This is a genomic window from Azorhizobium caulinodans ORS 571 (assembly GCF_000010525.1).
Classification (GTDB): Bacteria; Pseudomonadota; Alphaproteobacteria; order Rhizobiales; family Xanthobacteraceae; genus Azorhizobium; species Azorhizobium caulinodans.
In genome coordinates this window covers 3796072-3815396 of the sequence record NC_009937.1, presented here as the reverse complement: position 1 = coordinate 3815396, position 19325 = coordinate 3796072, and the positions used below count along the sequence as shown (strand labels likewise).

Annotated in this window: 16 protein-coding genes; 5 read left to right on the top strand and 11 right to left on the bottom strand. The window is 66.5% G+C overall.

Annotated features, from left to right (window positions below):
- Positions 1 to 16 precede the first annotated feature (16 nt).
- Positions 17 to 925, top strand: coding sequence for a transglutaminase family protein (locus AZC_RS17010; protein WP_012171825.1), 909 nt, complete (start codon positions 17 to 19; stop codon positions 923 to 925).
- 47 nt (positions 926 to 972) lie between these two features.
- Here AZC_RS17010 and AZC_RS17005 read toward each other — a convergent pair whose 3' ends face one another.
- The 5 genes from AZC_RS17005 to AZC_RS16985 all read right to left on the bottom strand — a co-directional run bounded on the left by AZC_RS17005 (position 973) and on the right by AZC_RS16985 (position 6995).
- Complete coding sequence (locus tag AZC_RS17005; RefSeq protein WP_012171824.1) at positions 973 to 2325, bottom strand: TRAP transporter large permease; 1353 nt, start codon at positions 2323 to 2325, stop codon at positions 973 to 975.
- Positions 2322 to 2900 (bottom strand): TRAP transporter small permease, encoded by a 579-nt coding sequence (locus AZC_RS17000; protein ID WP_012171823.1) that lies wholly within the window; start codon positions 2898 to 2900, stop codon positions 2322 to 2324. Before AZC_RS17000 ends, AZC_RS17005 begins: the two co-directional genes overlap by 4 nt.
- Complete coding sequence (gene dctP / locus AZC_RS16995) at positions 2897 to 3931, bottom strand: TRAP transporter substrate-binding protein DctP (protein WP_012171822.1); 1035 nt, start codon at positions 3929 to 3931, stop codon at positions 2897 to 2899. The genes AZC_RS17000 and dctP overlap by 4 nt, the downstream gene beginning before the upstream one ends.
- 170 nt (positions 3932 to 4101) lie before the next feature.
- A complete protein-coding gene (locus AZC_RS16990) occupies positions 4102 to 5586 on the bottom strand; it encodes a malonate--CoA ligase (RefSeq protein ID WP_244421873.1) in 1485 nt (494 codons plus the stop codon).
- A gap of 38 nt (positions 5587 to 5624) precedes the next feature.
- Positions 5625 to 6995 (bottom strand): malonyl-CoA decarboxylase, encoded by a 1371-nt coding sequence (locus AZC_RS16985; RefSeq protein WP_012171820.1) that lies wholly within the window; start codon positions 6993 to 6995, stop codon positions 5625 to 5627.
- Positions 6996 to 7201: 206 nt separating this feature from the next.
- On the opposite strand from AZC_RS16985, the gene AZC_RS16980 reads away from it, so the two are divergent.
- Positions 7202 to 7876 (top strand): GntR family transcriptional regulator, encoded by a 675-nt coding sequence (locus tag AZC_RS16980; protein ID WP_012171819.1) that lies wholly within the window; start codon positions 7202 to 7204, stop codon positions 7874 to 7876.
- 6 nt (positions 7877 to 7882) lie between these two features.
- On the opposite strand, the gene AZC_RS16975 is transcribed toward AZC_RS16980, so the two are convergent.
- From AZC_RS16975 to AZC_RS16960, 4 genes are all read right to left on the bottom strand, one after another.
- Complete coding sequence (locus AZC_RS16975; protein ID WP_012171818.1) at positions 7883 to 9223, bottom strand: Nramp family divalent metal transporter; 1341 nt, start codon at positions 9221 to 9223, stop codon at positions 7883 to 7885.
- A 300-nt stretch (positions 9224 to 9523) separates the two neighbouring features.
- The gene (locus tag AZC_RS16970; protein ID WP_012171817.1) at positions 9524 to 10009 is read right to left on the bottom strand and encodes a GlcG/HbpS family heme-binding protein; all 486 of its coding nucleotides are present in this window, start codon (positions 10007 to 10009) and stop codon (positions 9524 to 9526) included.
- Between the two features lie 120 nt (positions 10010 to 10129).
- Positions 10130 to 10735, bottom strand: a complete 606-nt coding sequence (locus tag AZC_RS16965; protein WP_012171816.1) for a response regulator transcription factor — start codon at positions 10733 to 10735, stop codon at positions 10130 to 10132.
- A complete protein-coding gene (locus AZC_RS16960) occupies positions 10732 to 12342 on the bottom strand; it encodes a sensor histidine kinase (RefSeq protein WP_043879514.1) in 1611 nt (536 codons plus the stop codon). Before AZC_RS16960 ends, AZC_RS16965 begins: the two co-directional genes overlap by 4 nt.
- A 523-nt stretch (positions 12343 to 12865) precedes the next feature.
- Here AZC_RS16960 and AZC_RS16955 point away from each other — a divergent pair.
- Positions 12866 to 13321 (top strand): nuclear transport factor 2 family protein, encoded by a 456-nt coding sequence (locus AZC_RS16955; RefSeq protein ID WP_012171814.1) that lies wholly within the window; start codon positions 12866 to 12868, stop codon positions 13319 to 13321.
- A 118-nt stretch (positions 13322 to 13439) separates the two neighbouring features.
- Here AZC_RS16955 and katG read toward each other — a convergent pair whose 3' ends face one another.
- Both katG and AZC_RS16945 read right to left on the bottom strand, forming a co-directional pair.
- On the bottom strand, positions 13440 to 15617 hold the full coding sequence (gene katG, locus AZC_RS16950) for a catalase/peroxidase HPI (protein WP_043879513.1): 2178 nt from the start codon (positions 15615 to 15617) through the stop codon (positions 13440 to 13442).
- A 223-nt stretch (positions 15618 to 15840) separates the two neighbouring features.
- Entirely contained in the window at positions 15841 to 16482 is a 642-nt protein-coding gene (locus AZC_RS16945) for a TetR/AcrR family transcriptional regulator (RefSeq protein ID WP_012171812.1), read from the bottom strand.
- A 196-nt stretch (positions 16483 to 16678) separates the two neighbouring features.
- On the opposite strand from AZC_RS16945, the gene AZC_RS16940 reads away from it, so the two are divergent.
- Positions 16679 to 18127 (top strand): efflux transporter outer membrane subunit, encoded by a 1449-nt coding sequence (locus AZC_RS16940; protein ID WP_244421732.1) that lies wholly within the window; start codon positions 16679 to 16681, stop codon positions 18125 to 18127.
- A gap of 74 nt (positions 18128 to 18201) precedes the next feature.
- The gene (locus AZC_RS16935; RefSeq protein WP_012171810.1) at positions 18202 to 19323 is read left to right on the top strand and encodes an efflux RND transporter periplasmic adaptor subunit; all 1122 of its coding nucleotides are present in this window, start codon (positions 18202 to 18204) and stop codon (positions 19321 to 19323) included.
- The last annotated feature ends 2 nt before the right edge of the window (positions 19324 to 19325 follow it).

Genomic DNA, 19325 nt, shown 5'->3' with positions numbered 1-19325 from the left:
GCGGGAGGCGGTTCTGATGCTCTACGACATCCGCCAGACCACCAGCTACAGCTATGCGGGCGTCGTGCGCGCGACCAAGCAGGTGGTGCGCATGTCGCCGGTGGACCGGCAGGGGCACCAGCACGTGATCGCCCATGTTCTGGACGTGACGCCGAAGCCCAGCGAACTGGAGCGCGGGCGCGATTTCTTCGGCAATGGCATCGCCTGGATGGTGGTGGATGCAGCCCACGACCGGCTCGACATCTCCACCCGCAGCCGCATCGAGGTATCCGTGGCGCCGCTGCCCGAGGCGGAGACGACGCCCACCGTTGCCAGCATTCGGCTGGATGCCATGGCCAGCCAGGACCTCGGGCCCGCCTCGCCCGTGCATGGGCTTTATGCCAGCCGCAGCATTCCGCTTGAGCTCACCATCACCGAATGGGCGGCCACATCCTTCCCGGACGAGCGGCCGGTGCTCGCCGCGGCGCTGGAGCTGATGCACCGCATCCATGACGATTTCGCCTATCAGCCAGGCACCACAACGGTGACGACGCTCCCCGTGGAGGCTTTCGACGCCCGCAGCGGCGTGTGCCAGGACTTCGCCCATGTAATGATCGCCGGCCTGCGCGGGGTCGGTCTTCCGGCGCGCTATGTGTCCGGCTATCTGCGCACCATCCCGCCCGAGGGCCAGCCGCGCCTTGCGGGCGCGGATGCGACTCATGCCTGGGTCGAGGTGTGGTGTGGCGCGCGCATCGGCTGGATCGGCCTCGACCCGACCAACGCCATTCCGGCCGGCGAGGACCATGTGATCCTCGCCATCGGGCGCGACTATGCGGACGTGTCGCCGGTGGATGGCGTGGTGGTGTCCTCCGGCAATCAGATCCTCGCGGTGGGCGTGGACGTGATCCCCGTCGAGCGCCCGCAGGCGGACGCGCCGGCCTCCTGACATGAACGGGGCGCCGAAGCGCCCCGCTGTCCGATCCTTTGTCCGCCTCAGCGGCCCTTGCCCATCACCATGTCCGGCAGGCCGGTGGCGATCTGCGGGAACAGGCACAGCAGCACCACGGCCAGCAGCATCAAGAGCACGAAGGGCACCGTGCCCCAGATGACATCCTTGAGCGGGATGTCGGGTGCGATGTTCTTGATGACGAAGATGTTGAGCCCCACCGGTGGGTGGATGAGCCCCATCTCCATCACGATGGTCATCACCACGCCGAACCAGATGAGGTCGAACCCGGCCACGCGCAGCGGCGGCAGAATGATGGGCGCCGTCATGAGGATGATGGAGACCGGCGGCAGGAAGAAGCCGAGCACCACCACCAGCAGCAGGATGGTGGCGAGCAGCAGCCATTTGGAGAGCTGCAATCCCACGATGGCCTGCGCGGCCGCCTGGCTGATGTGCAGATAGCTCATCACATAGGAGTAGAGCAGGGACATGCCGATGATGAGCATCAGCATGGTGGATTCGCGGATGGTGGAGGTGAGGATGGGCGCAAGGTCCGCCGGCTTCCACACGCCATAGATGGCTGCGATCAGCCCGAGCGCCAGAATGCCGCCGAGGCCGGCCGTCTCGGAGGGGGTGGCATAGCCCCCATAGAGCGCGACCATGACGCCGGTGAGCAGGATCACGAACGGCAGCACGCGGGGCAGGGCCGCGAAGCGGTCGCGCATGGTGAGCTTGTCCTCGGCGAGGATCTCCGAATGCGCGCCCGTGCGCTCATACGCGATCTTGGCGGCGGCATATTCCTGCCGGAAACGGATCATGGCGTAGCCGGCGAACAGCACCACCAGCAGCAGGCCCGGGCCGAGGCCGGCGAGGAACAGCCGCCCCAGCGACTGCTCGGCCGCCACCGCATAGAGGATCATGGTGATGGAGGGCGGAAGCAGGATGCCGAGCGTGCCGCCTGCCGCAATGATGCCGGCGGCGAAGGCGCCCGAATAGCCGCGCTTGCGCATCTCCGGAATGCCCGCCGAGCCGATGGCCGAGCAGGTGGCGGGCGAGGAGCCGGCCATGGCCGCGAACAGCGCGCAGGCAAACACATTGGCGATCCCGAGCCCGCCGGGCACCTTGTGCATCCAGGCGTGCAGGGCCGAATAGAGGTCCTGTCCGGCGCGCGACTTGCCGATGGCCGCGCCTTTCAGGATGAACAGCGGAATGGAGAGGAGGGTGATGGAGGCCATCTCCTCGTAGACATTTTGCGTCACCGTATCGAGGGAGGCGGAGGGCATGAAGCCGAACATGAAAAGCACCGCCACCGCGCCGAGGGCAAAGGCGATGGGCATGCCGATGAACATGGTGGCGAGGGTCGCCCCGCCATACATGAGGCCGACGACGAGCGTGCTCATGAGCGGCGTCCTCCCGCCAGCGCGCAGATGAACTGCAGCGCGATCTGCACCGACAGCAGGCCCATGCCCAGCGTCATGACCGAGTAGGGGATCCACATGGGCGGCGCCCAGGTGGAGGAGGAGACGTGCCCCTCCACCCACGCCTCGTGCAACAGCACATAGGACTTCCAGGTGAAGAACGCGCAGAAGGCGAAGCTCGCCAGATCCACGAGCAGCAGCCGCGCCTTGTTGACAGCGGGCGGCAGCAAGGCGGTGAGCGCCTCGATGGCCACGTGGCCGCGCCGGCCCTGCACATAGGCGGCGGTCATGAAGGTGGCGCCCACCAGCAGGAAGACGGAGGCCTCGTCCTGCCAGTAGGTGGGCGCGTGGAACAGCAGGCGGATGACGACGCTGTAGGAGAGGATGACGCTCGCCGCGATCAGCGCCACGGATGCGCCGATCAGGATGATGCGGTTGACGAAGGTGAGCGCTCCTTGCAGCACACCCAGGAGAGGGTGTGCCGCCTGCGCCGCGCTGAGTGCCCGCGCCTCCGGAGAGGCGCCGGCGCTTGGAAGCTCGAACCCGTGTGCGCTCATGCCTGCACCTCTTCGGCGAGCTTCAGCAGCTTCGCGGAGAGGGGCGTCTTGGCGGCATAGTCCTTCCAGGCAGTGTCGCGGGCGATCACCTTCCACTTCTCCAGGACCGCGTCGTCGAGATCATGGATCTTGGCGCCGGCCTTCTGGAACACCTCCACCACCTTGTGGTCGTCTTCCTGAGCGCCCTTGAGGCCAAAGGGCTCCATCTCCGCCCCGACCTTGAGGATCAGATCCTGCTGCTCCTTGGGCAACTTCTCGAAGATGGCCTTGGACATGAGCAGCGGCTCAAGCATGAACCAGTAGGACTTGCCCTTGCCGGCGGCGAGGTTCTTCGACAGTTCCTCCAGCCGGAAGGAGATGAGGCTGGTGGAGGAGGTGATGCCGGCATCGCAGGCGCCGGTCTGCATCGCCACATAGAGTTCGTTGGACGGCAGGTTGAGCACAGCAGCACCCGCCGCCTGAAGCATCAGGTCCATCTCGCGCGAGCCGCCGCGGATCTTCATGCCCTTGGCATCCTCGGGCGAGACCAGCGGCTTCTCGCGGCTGGCGGCACCGCCCGCCTGCCAGACCCAGGTGATGATCTTGACGCCCTTGCCTTCCAGATAGGCGTTGAACTCCTCGCCCACCGGCTTGGTCTTCCAGGCGAGACCCTGCGCGTAGGAGGAGACAAGGCACGGCATGAGGCCGATGTTGCACTCGGGGGCCTCGCCGCCGGCGTAGGAGATGGGATAGAGCGAGAAATCGAGTGCGCCCTTGCGCAGGGCCGAGAATTGGGAGTTCGTCTTCATCAGCGACGAACCGGGATAGATCTCGAACTTCAATTCGCCATTGGAGCGCTTCTCCACCTCGGCGGCGAAGCGGCGGACGAGGCGGTCGCGGAAATCGCCCTCGTCGCCGCTGGAGCTCGGGAACTGATGCGAGATCTTGAGCGTGGTCGCCGCATGGCCGAGGCGCGCGAAGCTGAGGACAGCGGGGGCGGCGAGGGCACCGGCGAGCACATGGCGGCGGGAAATGACGCGGGAAAAGGTCATGGCAGTCCTCCCTGGGGCATGCCGCGTGGCTGACGCGGTGCCTCGGCGGTTGGCGTTTCCTCCCGGCCGTCCCGATTGTTCGGGATCTTGAGCCGGAGACTTAGGGCTTACTTAACGTCATAAATGGGCGGCGGATCAACCGCCGCCCGTCATCGGGCATCGCCCGGCGGTCAGGCAACCGAGCGGTAGGTGTCCTTGTAGGTGTCGCGCAGAATGTTCTTCTGCACCTTGCCCATGGTGTTGCGGGGAAGTTCGTCCACGAAGAACACCTTCTTGGGCAGCTTGAACTTGGCAAGACGGCCTTCGAGCGCCTGGTGCACCTCCGCCTCGGTGAGGCTGGCGCCCGGCGTGCGCACGATCACCGCCGTGACGCCCTCGCCGAAATCCTTGTGCGGCAGGCCGATGACGGCGCTTTCGAGCACGCCCGGCAAAGCGTCGATCTCGCCTTCCACTTCCTTCGGATAGACGTTGAAGCCGCCGGTGATGACGAGATCCTTGCCGCGCCCGACGATGTGGACATAGCCACGGGCGTCGATCTTGCCGAGATCGCCGGTGATGAAGAAGCCGTCATGGAATTCGGATGCGGTCTTCTCGGGCAGCTTCCAGTAGCCCTTGAAGACGTTCGGGCCCTTCACCTCGATGGAGCCGATCTCGTCGGCGCCCAGCACCGCGCCGGTGGCGGGATCGGTGATGCGCACGCTGACGCCCGGCAGCGGGAAGCCCACAGTGCCGGCGATGCGCTCGCCGTCATATGGGTTCGAGGTGTTCATGCCGGTCTCGGTCATGCCGTAACGCTCGAGGATGGCCTTGCCGGTCTTCTCCTGGAAGGCGCGGTGCGTCTCGGCCAGCAGCGGGGCGGAACCGGAGACGAACAGGCGCATGTGCGCGGTGGCCTCCCGGGTGAGGCCGGGATGGTCGAGGAGGCGGGTGTAGAAGGTCGGCACGCCCATGAGCGTGGTCGCCTTCGGCATCAGGCGCAGCACCTCGCTGGCGTCGAACTTCGGGCAGAAGATCATGGAGGCGCCGGCCATCAGGATGATGTCGCCGGCGACGAACAGGCCGTGGGTGTGGAAGATGGGAAGCGCGTGGATGAGCACATCGTCCGACGTGAAGCGCCAGTAGTCGCGCAGCGTCACCGCATTCGAGAGCAGGTTCTCGTGGGTGAGCATGGCGCCCTTGGCGCGGCCCGTGGTGCCGGAGGTGTAGAGGATGCCGGCGAGGTCATCGGCTGCGCGCGGCACGTCCTCGAAGCTCTCGCTCTCGCCCGCGGCCGCCTCGGTGAGCGAACCCTTGCCGTCGCTGCCGAGCGTCTCCACATGCGGCACGCCGAGCTTGGCGGCCAGGGCTTTCACGTCGCCGGCCACCTCGGGGCGAACCACCACCACCGTCGGCTCGGCGTCGGAGAGGAAATATTCCAGCTCCGCCAGCGTATAGGCCGTGTTGAGCGGCAGATAGACAGCACCCGCGCGCAGGGCGGCGAGATAGAGCACGAAGGCGGTCCAGGACTTTTCAACCTGCACGGCCACACGGTCGCCGGGCTTCACGCCGCGCTTCACCAGCACGTTGGCGAGGCGGGCGGAGAGGGCGAGGGCGTCGCCATAGGTCTCCATCGCGCCATCCGGATGGGTGGCGAGCGGCTTCGACAGATCGGGCATGGCCGCGCGGATGGCGGCAAAGAAATGGTTCTGAGAGGTCATTGGGTCGGCACCAGAGCGCGCGGCGCGTTTTCGCCCCGCAGGAGTTTCTTCACCACTGTGCTCGCCACCACTTCGCCCTTGGCGGCGAAGGCCTCGTGGTTCTTTTCGATGTCCGCGAGCACATAGCGGTAGTTGACCATGGTCCCATAGGCCTGGGCGATGCCCTTTTCCGACAGGTCGCCCATGGGGTTGATGCGCTCGAGGCGAGCGCCGTTGCCGAGATGGAAGCGCGCGACCGGGTCGATCGGGCGCCCCTTCGGTGTCTTGGCCTGCAGGAAATAATGCGCCGAGAGCGCGCTCATCAGCGAGGACAGTTCCGCGCGCACTGCATCCTGCTCCGTCCATTCCGCGCTGTCGGTCAGGGCGAGCAGTTCACGGTCGGCGGCCGTCAGGACCGTGGAGTCCGCGTTACGCCTCTCGGCATCCAGCCATTTGCGGAAGCCGGGCACGGGCGAGAGCGTGACAAAGGTGGTGAGCGAGGGGATCTCGCGGGAGATCTCCTCCACCACCTGCTTGATGAGGAAATTGCCGAAGCTGACCCCGCCGAGGCCGCGCTGGCAGTTGGAGATGGAATAGAAGACCGCCGTCGTGGCGGTTCCGGGCGCGATGGGTTCGCGAGACTGGTCGAGGATGGGGGCGATGGCGCCGGGCGTCTCGCGCATCAGCGCCACCTCGACGAAGATCAGCGGCTCGTCCACCAGCGCGGGATGGAAGAAGGCGTAGCAGTGCCGGTCCGGGCTGTCGACGCGGGCGCGCAGGTCGTTCCAGTCGCGGATGGCGTGAACCGCCTCATAGCGGATGATCTTCTCCAGCACATTGGCGGGCGTGGACCAGTCGATCCGGCGCAGCACGAGGAACCCCCGATTGAACCAGGAGGAGAAGAGGTGCGTGAAATCGCTGTCCACCGGCGTCAGGTCCTTGCGCCGGGGCAGGGCGTCCATGAGATGCTCGCGCATGCGCACCAGTTCGGCGGTGGCGCCGGGGGCCATGTTGAAGCGGCGGAACAACTCCTGTCGGCGCGGCTCGCTGGCGGCATGCAGTTCCGCGATGGCGGCTTCGCCGGGCTTCGCGGAATAAGCGGCGATGGCCTTTTCCAGCCGCTCCTTGTCCGGGCCGAAGACTTCCAGCAGGCTTTCGAAGAAGGCGATGCGCTCGCCGGTCTTCATCTGTCCGTAGCGGGAGAGGACTTCGGCGGCCAGCGCGACGCCGGACGCCTCGCCCTTGCCCGACAGCAGTTCCTGGCAGCGCTCCACCAGGGTCGCCGCCCGCGTGGCGCCGGTGCTGCGGCCCGACCGGTCGAGCAGCGCGCGGCCGCGGTCCGCGATGGAGTTGAGGAGATCGCCGAAGAAGGAACTGTTGGACGTCATCACGCCGGTCCTCTCGGTTGCGGGCCGGGACGGCGACCGCGCCGGACGGAGATCGAGGAAACCGCCGCGCGCACCGTTCAGCCTCGCATCCACTGTAGCACGCCCCCAGGGTCACCCTTGCGTCGGTTCTATGAAGGGGCGACTTGCATCCGATGTCAATAATCATGTATGCAAGATTTTGTAACTTGCATTGGCGAGGCGTTCCGATGCGTGGCGAGGCGACCCCGCGGCTGCGGGAGGCCCTGGAAGACGACATCGTGTCGGGCCGGCTGAAGCCGGGCCAGCGGCTCGACGAGGTGGGCCTCGCCGAGCGCTTCGACGTCTCCCGCACGCCCATCCGCGAAGCCCTGATCCAGCTTGCCGCCTCCGGAATGGTGGAGATCCGGCCGCGCCGAGGTGCTTTCGTGGCCTTGCTGGGGCCGCGCGAACTCATCGAGAGTTTCGAGCTGATGGCCGAGATCGAGGCCGCCTGTGGCCGCCTCGCCGCCCGCCGCATGACTGCCGAGGATCGAGCCGCCATCGAAGCCGCACACGCTGATTGCGCCGCCGCCGTCCGCGCCGGGGATCGCGAGACCTATTACAGCGAGAACGCCCGCTTTCATGCCGCCATCTATGCGGCGACGGGCAACCGTGTGCTGGCGGGCGAGGCCCAGCGCCACCAGCGCCTGCTTCAGCCCTACCGGCGCCTGCAACTGCGCGTGCCGCGCCGGATGGACGCCTCGTTTGCGGAGCACGAAGCCATTCTGGCAGCACTGCTTGCCGGCGAGGGCGACGTCGCCGCCGAGCGGCTGCGGGCCCATGTGTTGGTGCAGGGCGAGCGCTTCCTGAACCTCATCGCGGCGCTTCAGGACGAGACCGAGGCCGTCGCGCGTGCCGGCTGAGGCGCGTTAGCTGCCCAGCGCGGTATCCACCAGCAGCTTCACATTGAGCGCGATGATGAGGAGGCTCGCGGCGGCGGCCAGAACCGTCTGCCAGCGGGGCGCCACATGCTCGCCCATCTTCCGGCGGTCCGCGGTGAACAGCACCAGCGGCACGATGGCGAAGGGCAACTGGAGGGACAGCACCACCTGGCTGAGGATGAGCAGCGTGGAGGCGCCTTTTTCCCCATAAGCGATGGTCACAGCCGCCGCCGGCACGATGGCGATGGCGCGGGTGATGAGGCGCCGCAGCCACGGCTGGATCTTCATCTCGATGAAGCCCTCCATCACCGCCTGTCCGGCGATGGTGGCCGTGACCGTGGAGTTGAGCCCGCAGCAGAGCAGCGCCACGGCAAAGAGCGTGGGCGCCAGCGCCGAGCCGAGCAGCGGGTTCAGCAGTTCGTGCGCCTTGCCGAGGTCCGCCACCTCGCCGGTGCCGGTGCCATGGAAGGCGGCGGCGGCGAGAATGAGGATCGAGGCATTGATGGTGAGGGCGAACATCAAAGCGAAGGTGGAATCCCACGTGGCGAAGCGGATGGCTTCGCGCACGCCATCGGGTGTCGGCGCATGCTTGCGGGTCTGCACGATGGCCGAGTGCAGATAGAGGTTATGGGGCATCACCGTCGCGCCGAGAATGCCGAGCGCGAGATAGAGCATGTCCGGGTTCGTCACGATCTCGGTGGTCGGTGCAAAGCCGCGGATCACGGCGCCCCAGTCCGGGTCGGCCATGGCGATCTGGATGAAGAAGCAGGCCCCGATGATGCCCAGCAACGCCACGATGAAGGCTTCCACGAAGCGGAAGCCGAGCTTCTGGAGCCAGAGGATCAAGAACACGTCGAGCGCGGTGACGATGACGCCGAGCTCCAGCGGAATGCCGAAGAGGAGATTGAGGCCGATGGCCGTGCCGATTACTTCGGCCAGATCGGTGGCGCAGATGGCGAGTTCCGCCAGCAGCCAGAGCACGAAGGCCACGGGCTTTGGAAAGCTGTCGCGGCACGCCTGGGCGAGGTCGCGTCCGGTGGCGACGCCGAGGCGCGAGCACAGCGCCTGCAGCAGGATGGCGATCATGTTCGACAGGAGAGCCACGAACAGCAGCGCATAACCGAAGCGCGAGCCGCCGGCGAGCGACGTCGCCCAGTTGCCGGGGTCCATATAGCCGGTGGCGACGAGATAGCCGGGCCCGATGAAGGCGAACAGGCGCCCCAGCCGGCTGCGGTGGCTGACGGCGATGGTGCCATGCACATCCGACAGCGCCGCTTCGCCGCGCTCCCGCCGCCAGCCATTCATTCCCTTCGTCGCCTGATCCAGCATGATGCAAGCCTAGCCAATCCCGTTGTTTCGCGAGAATGGCAGAAGAAGCCGGCCTGTCAATGCAAATGCGAACGATTTGCAAGAACGCCCGGCGAAGCGCGGACGGAGCGCAGCTCGCCTGAAGCGCCTTAGCACCGAGGAGAGGGGGCGAGACGCTTTGGGGAACGGCCTCACCCTTGGAAGCCGGAAGGGAACATGGAGCCGCCGGCGCCCGCGCCTTGGGGCACGACGCGGAAAGCGGGGCGGTGCCAAAGCGCCCGCCCCTTATCCTTCAACAGCCCCGGAATGCCCCCCCTCAGCTCACTTGAGCTGGTCCAGCACCTTGGCGAGGGCGGCGTTGGCGCAGGCTTCGTCCAGATTGCCGCCGGGCGCACCGCCGACACCGATGGCGCCGATGGTCTCGCTGCCCGCCTTCACCGGCACGCCGCCGGCCAGCACCAGGAAGCCGTCGATGGCGACGAGCTGCGCCGCCGCCGGATTCTTCTGCACGTTCTCGGCAACCGTCGAGGTGGGCAGGCGGGTAGAGGCGGAGGTGAATGCCTTGCGGCGTGCGGCATCGACGGTGTGCGGGCCGGCGTTGTCGGCGCGCAGCACCGCGCGCACCACGCCGGCACGGTCCACCACGGTGGCGGTGACGTTGTAGCCCTGCGCGCTGCAAGCCGCGACGCTCTCGCGGGCGAGGTCGGCGGCGAGCGCAAGCGGCATGTTCTTTTCCTGCAGAAGCTGCGCGGAAGCGGCCGAGGTGAGGGAGAGAGCGGCAGCGGCGGCGAGGATGAGGCGGATCATGGTCGGTCTCCCGGAGGGCTGATTGATCGTTGGGCGAAAGCGCTCTGCTTTCTGGCCTCAGATCTATCGGCCGGTGCTTCGGGGCTGAATCCGTGAGGGCACAGGGTGATGTAGGTAGAGCTACCTAGACGTCGTGGCGGGATCGGCGAGCGTGAGGCGCACGAATTCGGCGACGGAGCTCGTGCCGAGCTTCTCCGCGATATGGGCGCGGTGGGCGTCGATGGTCCGTGCCGAGACGTTGAGCGCGGTGGCGATCTCCTTGCTCGCCCAGCCCTGGCAGACCATGTCCAGGACCTCGCGCTCGCGCTCGGTAAGGCGGCCCAGCAGATCCTGCGCCTCCGCCCGCTCAAGCACCTGTTCAAGGGCCTTTTCTGCCGCGGCGATGGCGTCCAGCAGCACCTGTTCGTCCAAGGGCTTGGAGAGGAAGTCGAGCACGCCCGCCTTGAAGGCACGGCGGCAGGCATTCACGTCGCCGTGGCCGGTGATCATGATGACGGGCCAGTCGATCCCACGCTCCACCAGCTTCTGCTGCAATTGCAGGCCGCTGATCATGGGCATGCGCAGGTCGAGGATGAGGCAGCCGGGTCGGCTCCGGTCCACATGGGCGAGGAAGGTTGCGGGATCGGCGAACGCCTCCACCGTCATGCCATAGGTGCCGAGCAGTAGGCACAGCGCCTCGCGGACCGGCTGGTCGTCATCGACGAGGTAGATGCGGACAGGGGTCATTGCGCGGCCTGCCGGGCGGCGCCGGCTTCGGGAAGCGTGAGGGTGAAGACCGCGCCTCCGGCAGGGGCGTTCGCGGCCGAGATGTTGCCGCCGCACCGCTCCAGCAACGTGGCGCAGAGCGAAAGGCCGAGACCCAGCCCATCCGGCTTGGTGGTGAAGAAGGGCTCGAACAGGCGCGGCAGCGCGGTCTCCGGAATGCCCGGCCCGCTGTCGGAGACGCGGATCTCCACATGGCCCTCGACGGTGGCGGCGGAGGCCGGCAGGGCGCTGATGCGCACGGTGATGCTCTTCTCAAGTCCCGTGCCGTCGAGGCTGTCGGCGGCGTTGCGGATGAGATTGTGCAGCACCTGCTCCATCTCGATGGGATCGGCGAGAATGCAGGCGTCCGGCGCCGCATTCTCCAGCACCAGCGCGATGCCGCGCCGGTCGAGATCAGCCTTCACCAACCCCGCCACGTCGTCCACGATACGCGCCACGGGGGTCAAAACGGGGCTCGTTTCGCGGTTGCTGATGTAGTCACGCATGCGCTTCAGCATCTCGCCGGCCCGCCGCGCCTCGCGCACATTCGCCTCCAGCGCCTGTTCCAGCAGTGCGGGGTCGCTGCCGGGCCGTGCCAGCCGACGCGCCGCCTGGCTCTGGCTCAGAAGTGCGGTGAGCGGCTGGGTCAGTTCGTGGGCAATGCCGGAGGCGAGCTCCCCCAGCGCATTCACGCGAGCCGCATGGGCGAGGCGGGTCTCGTGCTCCAGCAGCCGTGTGCGCTGCTCGGCAAGACGGGCGGTCTCAGCGGATTGGCGGGCGGCGAGGCGCTGGCGCCACGCATAATGCAGTACCAGCAGGGCCAGGAGCGACAGGATTGCAAACCCGAGGCTCAGCTTCGGATCGAGGATCTCGGCCAGCGACAGCGGGCGCACGAGGGTGAGGGTGAGGGGCTGGCTGGTGCTGTCGATGGCACGGGTGAAGCGGGGCGTGGGCAGGAAGGACAGGGCCGCGGCTTCCTGCTCCGCGGGCCATTGCACTAGCGTCTGTCCGTCCAGCGCGAGCGTCGCGTGCGCCCAGGCGGGGCGCTCGGAGGGCTCCACCAGCAGGGCGGCGTCGATCTCGATGATGACCGCCAGCGCGGGGTTCGCCGCGCTCGCCTTCTTGCCGACCAGATAGTGGGTGGGCATGGGAGGATCGAGGAAGCTGCGCGGTTCTCCAGGTGTCAGGGCATAGAGGGCGGCGGCGAGACTGCGATGGTCCGCGGGGGGCGAGGCGATGGATATCACTGGGTGCAGCGCCACCGTGCCGGCAGTCTCCGTCAGTGCCACCAGATCGATGCCGGCGACACGGGGATAAAAGCGCATGAACCTTTGGCTCACCTGAAGGATGGCATCCTGCGGCGGGGGATCGGCCACCAGCGCCAGCGCCACAAGGCTGGTGAGGAGCGCGTCGTGCTGCGCCACCCGCTGCGAAACCACGCGGTGCAGGGCGAGGCCGCTGGAACTGACCTCTTCGCGCGCCCGCTCCAGCGCCTTACGGGCGTTGAGGCCGAGGAAGAGGGCATTAAGCCCGAGCCACACCGCGAGCAGCATCAGGAGCCCGAGAGAGGCGCCGCGCCGTTTCACCACCTGTCGCCTCCTTTCCTTATGCCGGCCGTCAGAGCCTGTTCCCCGGAATACGAGCAATTCTGCGGAGGGTAACGCGATAAAACAACAAGCCTGCCCCTTCCGGCTCGCCCGGGAACGCTCGTAGATCCGTTCCCCGTCATGCTTGACCTGCTGGATCACGACCCGCCGGAGCGCGTTGAACCAATCAGCACATCGGCACGGGGACGATGGACACAGGCGCTGAGAAGGGTTCGTCCGAGAACACAGCCGCGACGCACTTCGCGAAAATATCGTGCAGCCCTGCCGTGGGAGAGGCCGGCCACATCTGCCATTTCAGAGCCTCGACCGGCAATGCCGGCGTGCTCGATGCCACAGGCCGCTTCTTGGAGGGTTCGAACGGTCTGTCTTTCGAGCCGAAATGGGGCCTCTCTTGAAGGCGCAGATCGGGTCTCGTTGCCAGTGAACGGTTCGCGCCGACACGATTGTGACTTGTCGTTCCCCGCGTCCGTGCCATCTGGTGGCAATGTTCTGTTGGGGATCGAAGATGAAATATCTGGCTGTTTCGGCGCTGTTGTTCAGTTTCTGCGTGTCCGCCGTGCCAGCGCTGGCACAGGCCGAGATGTCGTCTCAGGCCGAGCGCAACAAGACGATCGTCCTGGACTTCTACGACAAGGGGCTGAACCAGAAGGATTTTGCGGCCGCCTCGAAATATCTCGGGACCTATATCCAGCACAATCCGACGGCGGAGGACGGGCCGGAGGGCTTCAGGAAGTTCCTGGAATTCCTGAAGACGACCTATCCGCAATCCCATAGCGAGATCACGCAGGTCTTTGTCGATGGGGATTTCGTCATCCTGCACGTCCATGCGGTGCGCGAGCCCGGCACGCGCGGCAATGCCATCGTGGACATCTTCCGGCTGAAGGACGGCAAGATCGAAGAGCACTGGGATGTGGTGCAGCCCATCCCGGAGACATCGAAGAACAAGAACGGCATGTTCTGACGCCAGCGAGGCGGGCAAACGGCGAGGGCCGTCAAGGCCGTCACCGTGAGGCCCCCGGGCAGGCCGCAAATAAGAGACCGCCGCCGTTTCCGGCGGCGGTCGGTTGTCCTGGGGGCGATCAGGCCAGATCGAACCGGTCGAGGTTCATCACCTTGGTCCAGGCGGCCACGAAGTCGGTCACGAACTTGTCCTTGGCGTCGGAGGCCGCATAGACCTCAGCGAGCGCGCGCAGGATGGAGTTCGAGCCGAACACGAGGTCCACGCGGGTGCCGGTCCACTTGAGTTCGCCGGTCTGGCGATCGCGGCCCTCATAGACGTCATTGCTCTCGCCGGCCGCCTTCCACTGCGTGCTCATGTCGAGCAAGTTGGTGAAGAAGTCGGTGGTCAGCGCACCGGGCTTGTCGGTGAAGACACCGTGCTTGGCGCCATCCACGTTGATGTTGATGGCGCGCAGGCCGCCGATGAGGACGGTGAGCTCCGGGGCGGTCAGCGTCAGGAGCTGGGCCTTGTCGATGAGCGCCACTTCGGCGGGCACGGCGAGGCCGTCCTTCTGATAGTTGCGGAAGCCATCGGCCGCCGGCTCGAGCCACTTGAAGGAATCCGCGTCCGTCTCGGCCTGCGAGGCATCGGTGCGGCCGGGCGCGAAAGGCACGGACACATCGTGGCCGGCTGCCTTCGCGGCTTCTTCCACACCGGCATTGCCGGCGAGCACGATGACGTCGGCCAGCGACACCTTCTTGCCGTCGCTGGCGTTGAGGTTGAACTCGCCCTGGATGCGGGTGAGCGCCTTCAGCACCTTGTCGATCTGCTCGGGCTGGTTCACCGCCCAGTCCTTCTGCGGGGCGAGGCGGATGCGCGCGCCATTGGCGCCGCCGCGCTTGTCGCCGCCGCGGAAGGTGGAGGCGGAGGCCCAGGCGGTGCCGACGAGCTCGGACACCGTGAGGCCGGAAGCCAGCACCTTCGCCTTGAGGGCGGCGGCGTCCGCATCGTCGATCAGCGGGTGGTCGACGGCCGGGACCGGGTCCTGCCAGAGGAGCACTTCACGCGGCACTTCCGGGCCGAGGTAGCGCGAGCGCGGGCCGAGATCGCGGTGGGTGAGCTTGAACCACGCGCGGGCGAAGGCCTCGGCAAAGGCCTGCGGGTTCTCGAGGAAGCGGCGGGAGATCTTCTCGTAGATCGGGTCGAAGCGCAGCGACAGGTCCGTCGTGAGCATCGTCGGCTTGTGCTTCTTCTCGGGATTGTGCGCGTCCGGAATGATGTCCGGGCCGTCCTTGGCTTCCCACTGGATGGCGCCGGCCGGGCTGCGGGTCTGCACCCATTCATACTTGAACAGGTTCTCGAAGAAGAAGTTGCTCCACTGGGCCGGGGTCTGGGTCCAGGTGACTTCGAGGCCGCTGCCGATGGTGTCGGCGCCGTGGCCGGTACCATAATTGCTGGCCCAGCCGAGACCCTGCGCCTCAAGCGCGGCTGCTTCCGGGTCCGGACCCTTGTGGGATTCAGCGGCGGCACCATGCGTCTTGCCGAAGGTGTGGCCGCCACCGATGAGCGCCACGGTCTCTTCGTCATTCATCGCCATGCGGGCGAAGGTCTCGCGGATGAACTTGGCGGCGGAGATCGGGTCGCCGTTGCGGTCCGGGCCTTCCGGATTGACGTAGATGAGGCCCATCTCGGTGGCGCCGAGCGGGGCATCGAACTTCTCGAGCGTGCGGTGCGAGAGCCAGGCGGTCTCGGAGCCCCAGAAGACGTCCTGATCCGGCTCCCAGGTGTCCTCGCGGCCACCGGCGAAGCCGAAGGTGCGGAAGCCCATGGTCTCCAGCGCCACGTTGCCGGTGAGGATCATGAGGTCGGCCCAGGAGATCTTCTGGCCGTACTTCTGCTTGATCGGCCACAGCAGGCGGCGCGACTTGTCGATGTTGACGTTGTCCGGCCAGCTGTTGAGGGGCGCGAAACGCTGCTGCCCACGGCCACCGCCGCCACGGCCGTCGGCGAGGCGATAGGTGCCGGCGCTGTGCCAGGCCATGCGGACGAACTGCGGGCCGTAATTGCCGAAGTCGGCAGGCCACCAGTCCTGCGAATCGGTCATCAGCTTGCGCAGGTCGTTCTTCAGCGCCTCGTAATCGAGTTTCTTGAACTCCGCGCGATAATCAAACGCCGCGCCGAGCGGATCGGACTTGGGCGAATGGAGGTTCAGCAGGTCCACACGCAGCTGGTTCGGCCACCAGTCCCGATTCTGGGTGCCCCCGGTGCCATGGGCGACCGGGCATTTGCCCGTGGGGGTCTCAGTCGTTGCGTTCATGCTTCTCTCCGACATTCGGGCGCAGCGATCCGTACACCGGCGCGCCCTTGGGCTCATTGCAAAGCTTCTAACAAATCCCGCTCATTAGATTAACTTCTATTTGCTGATTATGACGATAAGTTAATTTTATGACGTGGCAAAACACGCGCAGCGCCTTGATCCGCGCCACGGCGGCCGGCGCCGCGTTGCACGGCAGATGCAAAAGGACGGGAGGGGAGGCGGTTTAGACGGGCGTGCCATCCACCGCGTAGAATGAGAGGAACATGGAGACGCTGCTGCGCATGACCGCCTCGTCGTCCCACGCCCAGCGGTAGGGCAGCGCGAGCGAGCAGCTCAGCTTGAGGTCGTCGCTGACCAGCGCCAGAAACTGGTGCGCGGCCACGTCCGGATCGGGAATCGCCAGTCGTCCGGTGCTGCTCACGGCGCGGAAGAAATCCGCCATCTGCCCGATCGCCGTCTCCGGTCCCTCTTCGTAGAAGATGCGTGCCAGCCGAGGGAAACGGTGGGCCACCGGCACGATGATGCGATAGATCGTCAGCCCCTCGTCCTGGGCGAAGAGGCGGCGCAACTCGCGGGCCATCCGCAGCAGTTCCTCCCCCGCCGGACGGCTCGCATCCAGCGGTGTCAGCTTTGCCTTGAGGTCGCGGCATTCGTGGCGGATCAGCGCCTCGAACAGATCTTCCTTGCTGGCGAAGTGGGCGTAGAGCGTCGCCTTGGAGATGCCCGCGGCGCGGGCGATCGCATCCATGCTCGCAGCGTCATACCCGCAGTCGAGAAATACCGCACGGGCAGCCCCCAGAGCCTTCAGCGCCTTGGGGCGCAGCACGCCCTTGTCTTCCGCCACCGTTGCGGATCCCGTTCCCATGATTGTTCCCCACCGAACTGAACGGTTTAGTTCTATTGACTCTAACGCAAGCCAAGCTTAGTTCCTAGTCGAACTGAACGGTTCGGTTCAGTTGGGACTCAAGACGACCATGCGGAAACATAAATCTCTCGCCGCCGCCAGCGCATGCGTCAAAGGCGGCGCCCTGGCGGCATCACTGCTTCTGTTGCACGGCTGCATGGTCGGTCCGGACTTCACCGCGCCCGATGCCCCGCGGGTCAACGGCTATCTGCCGGAGGGCAATCCTGCGCCCACCGCCACTGCAGAGGTCCACGGCGGCGCAAGCCAGGTCTTCCTGCGCGGGCGCGACCTGCCGGGCGAGTGGTGGAAGGTGTTCCGCAACAAGCAGATCGACGCCTTCGTGACCGAGGCCATTCAGAACCATCCCGACGTCGCTGCGGCCCAGGCGGCATTGCGGGCGGCACGCGAGAATGTGCTGGCGCAGGAGGGCAGTCTCTTCCCGCAGGTGTCGGCGAGCGGCAGCGGCACGCGGCAGGTGGTCTCCAACGCCTCGCAGAACCAGAGCGGCAACAGCAGCCCCTACAATCTCTACAATGCTTCGGTGAGCGTCTCGTATGTGCTCGATGCCTGGGGTGGCACGCGCCGGCAGGTGGAGGCGCTCCAAGCCCAGGCGGAATATCAGCAGTATCAGCTGGAAGCGACCTATCTGAGCCTCACCGCCAATGTGGTGACGGCGGCCATTTCCGACGCATCGCTGCGGGCCCAGATCGACGCCACCAACGACATCATCAAGTCTGAGGAAGAACAGCTCAAGCTGGTGCAGCGCCAGTTCGAGCTGGGCGCGGTGGCGCAATCCGACGTGCTCTCCCAGCAGTCGAACCTCGCCCAGACACAGGCCACCCTGCCGCCACTCCAGAAGCAGCTGGCCCAGCAGCGCAACCAGCTGATGGCCTATCTCGGCCGGCTGCCGAGCGAGGATCGCGGCGAACACGTCAGCCTCTCGAGCCTCACCCTGCCGCGCGACCTGCCGGTGAGCCTGCCCTCCGCGCTGGTGCGGCAGCGGCCGGACATCGCGGCCGCGGAAGCCACCCTGCACAAGGCGACCGCCACGGTGGGCGTGAATGTGGCCAACATGCTGCCGCAGATCCAGATCAGCAGCAGCTATGGCCGCAACGGCCTCACCCCGAGCAGCCTGTTCTCGCCCGGAACGGCCGCTTGGAGCGTCGCGGGCAGTCTGTCGCAGACGGTGTTCGACGGCGGCACGCTCTATCACGACAAGGAAGCGGCCATCGCCAGCCGCGAACAGGCCTTCGCCACCTACAAGAGCACGGTCATTTCCGCGTTCCGCGATGTGGCGGACTCGCTGCGTGCCATCGAAGCGGACGCCAATACGCTGAAGGCGCAGCTCGCTTATGAGAAGGCGGCGCAGGACAGCGTGAAGATCTCGCGCACCCAGTACATGGCGGGTGCCGTGACCTATCCCTCCGTGCTGACCTCCGAGCAGAATTACCAGCAGGCCGTGATCGCCCGGGTGAAGGCGCAGGCCCAGCGCTTCAGCGACACCGCCGCGCTGTTCCAGTCCCTCGGCGGCGGCTGGTGGAACCGTGTCGACCAGACCGCACAATCCCTGCCCCGGACCAACGCGGGCTATTTCCAGGACCACTGAGGCCGCCGCCGGCTCGATGCCGGCGTCCGACCCTTGCGACATGACGGCCCCCGAGCGGCCAGGAGAAGCAATCCATGAAGAAGCGGATGATCATGATGCTGATCGCCGTCGGCCTCGTCTTCGGAGCCCTCTATGGCTTCCAGATGTTCAAGGCCACGATGATCAAGCAGGCACTGGCCTCTCTGCGCGATCCCCCGCAGACGGTCGCCACCATGGAGGCCGCGCTTTCGCCGTGGCAGACCAGCATCAAGGCGGTCGGCAGCGTGCGGGCGGAGGCCGGTGCGGACCTCGCGCTGGAAAGCTCTGGCACCGTCTCGGAACTGAACTTCAAGTCCGGCGACGAGGTGCAGGAGGGGCAGGTGCTCCTGAAGCTGCGCGACGACGAGGAGCGGGCGAACCTCGAGGCCCTCAAGGCGACCGCCGACGTCAGCGCCATCATCCTCAATCGCGACAAGGAACAGCTCAAGATCCACGCGGTGAGCCAGGCGACCGTGGATAGCGACACGGCGAACCTCAAGAAGGCGCTGGCGCAGGTGACCGAGCAGCAGGCGGTGGTGGACAAGAAGACGCTGAAGGCGCCCTTCTCCGGCCGCCTAGGCATCCGCGCGGTGGATCTCGGCCAGTATGTCAGCGCCGGCACGACCATTGTGACCCTCCAGTCGCTCAACCCCATCTTCGTGGACTTCTATCTGCCGCAGCAGGCGCTGGCCGACATCAAGACCGGCCAGGCCGTCAAGGCCACCGTGGACACCTATCCCGGCCAGAGCTTCGAGGGGACGATCACGGCGGTGAGCCCGAAGGTGGACACCTCCTCCCGCAACGTGCAGGTGCGGGCGGAGTTCAAGAATGACGACAAGCGCCTGTTTCCGGGCATGTTCGCGACCGTGGAGGTTTCCGTCGGGAAGCCCTCCGATCTCGTGACGGTCCCGCAGACGGCGATCACCGCGAACCCCTACGGCGACATCGCCTTCGTGGTGGAGAAGAAGGAAGGCTCGTCGACCGGCCTCTCGGTCAAGCAGGTGTTCGTGAAGACGGGTGAAACCCGCGGCGATCAGATCGCCGTGACCTCCGGCCTCGCGGCGGGCGACCAGATCGTCGTGGCGGGGCAGATGAAGCTGCACAACGGCTCGCAGGTCACCGTCAACAACGCCGTCCTGCCGACGAATACGCCCTCTCCCTCCATCACCGACCGCTGAGC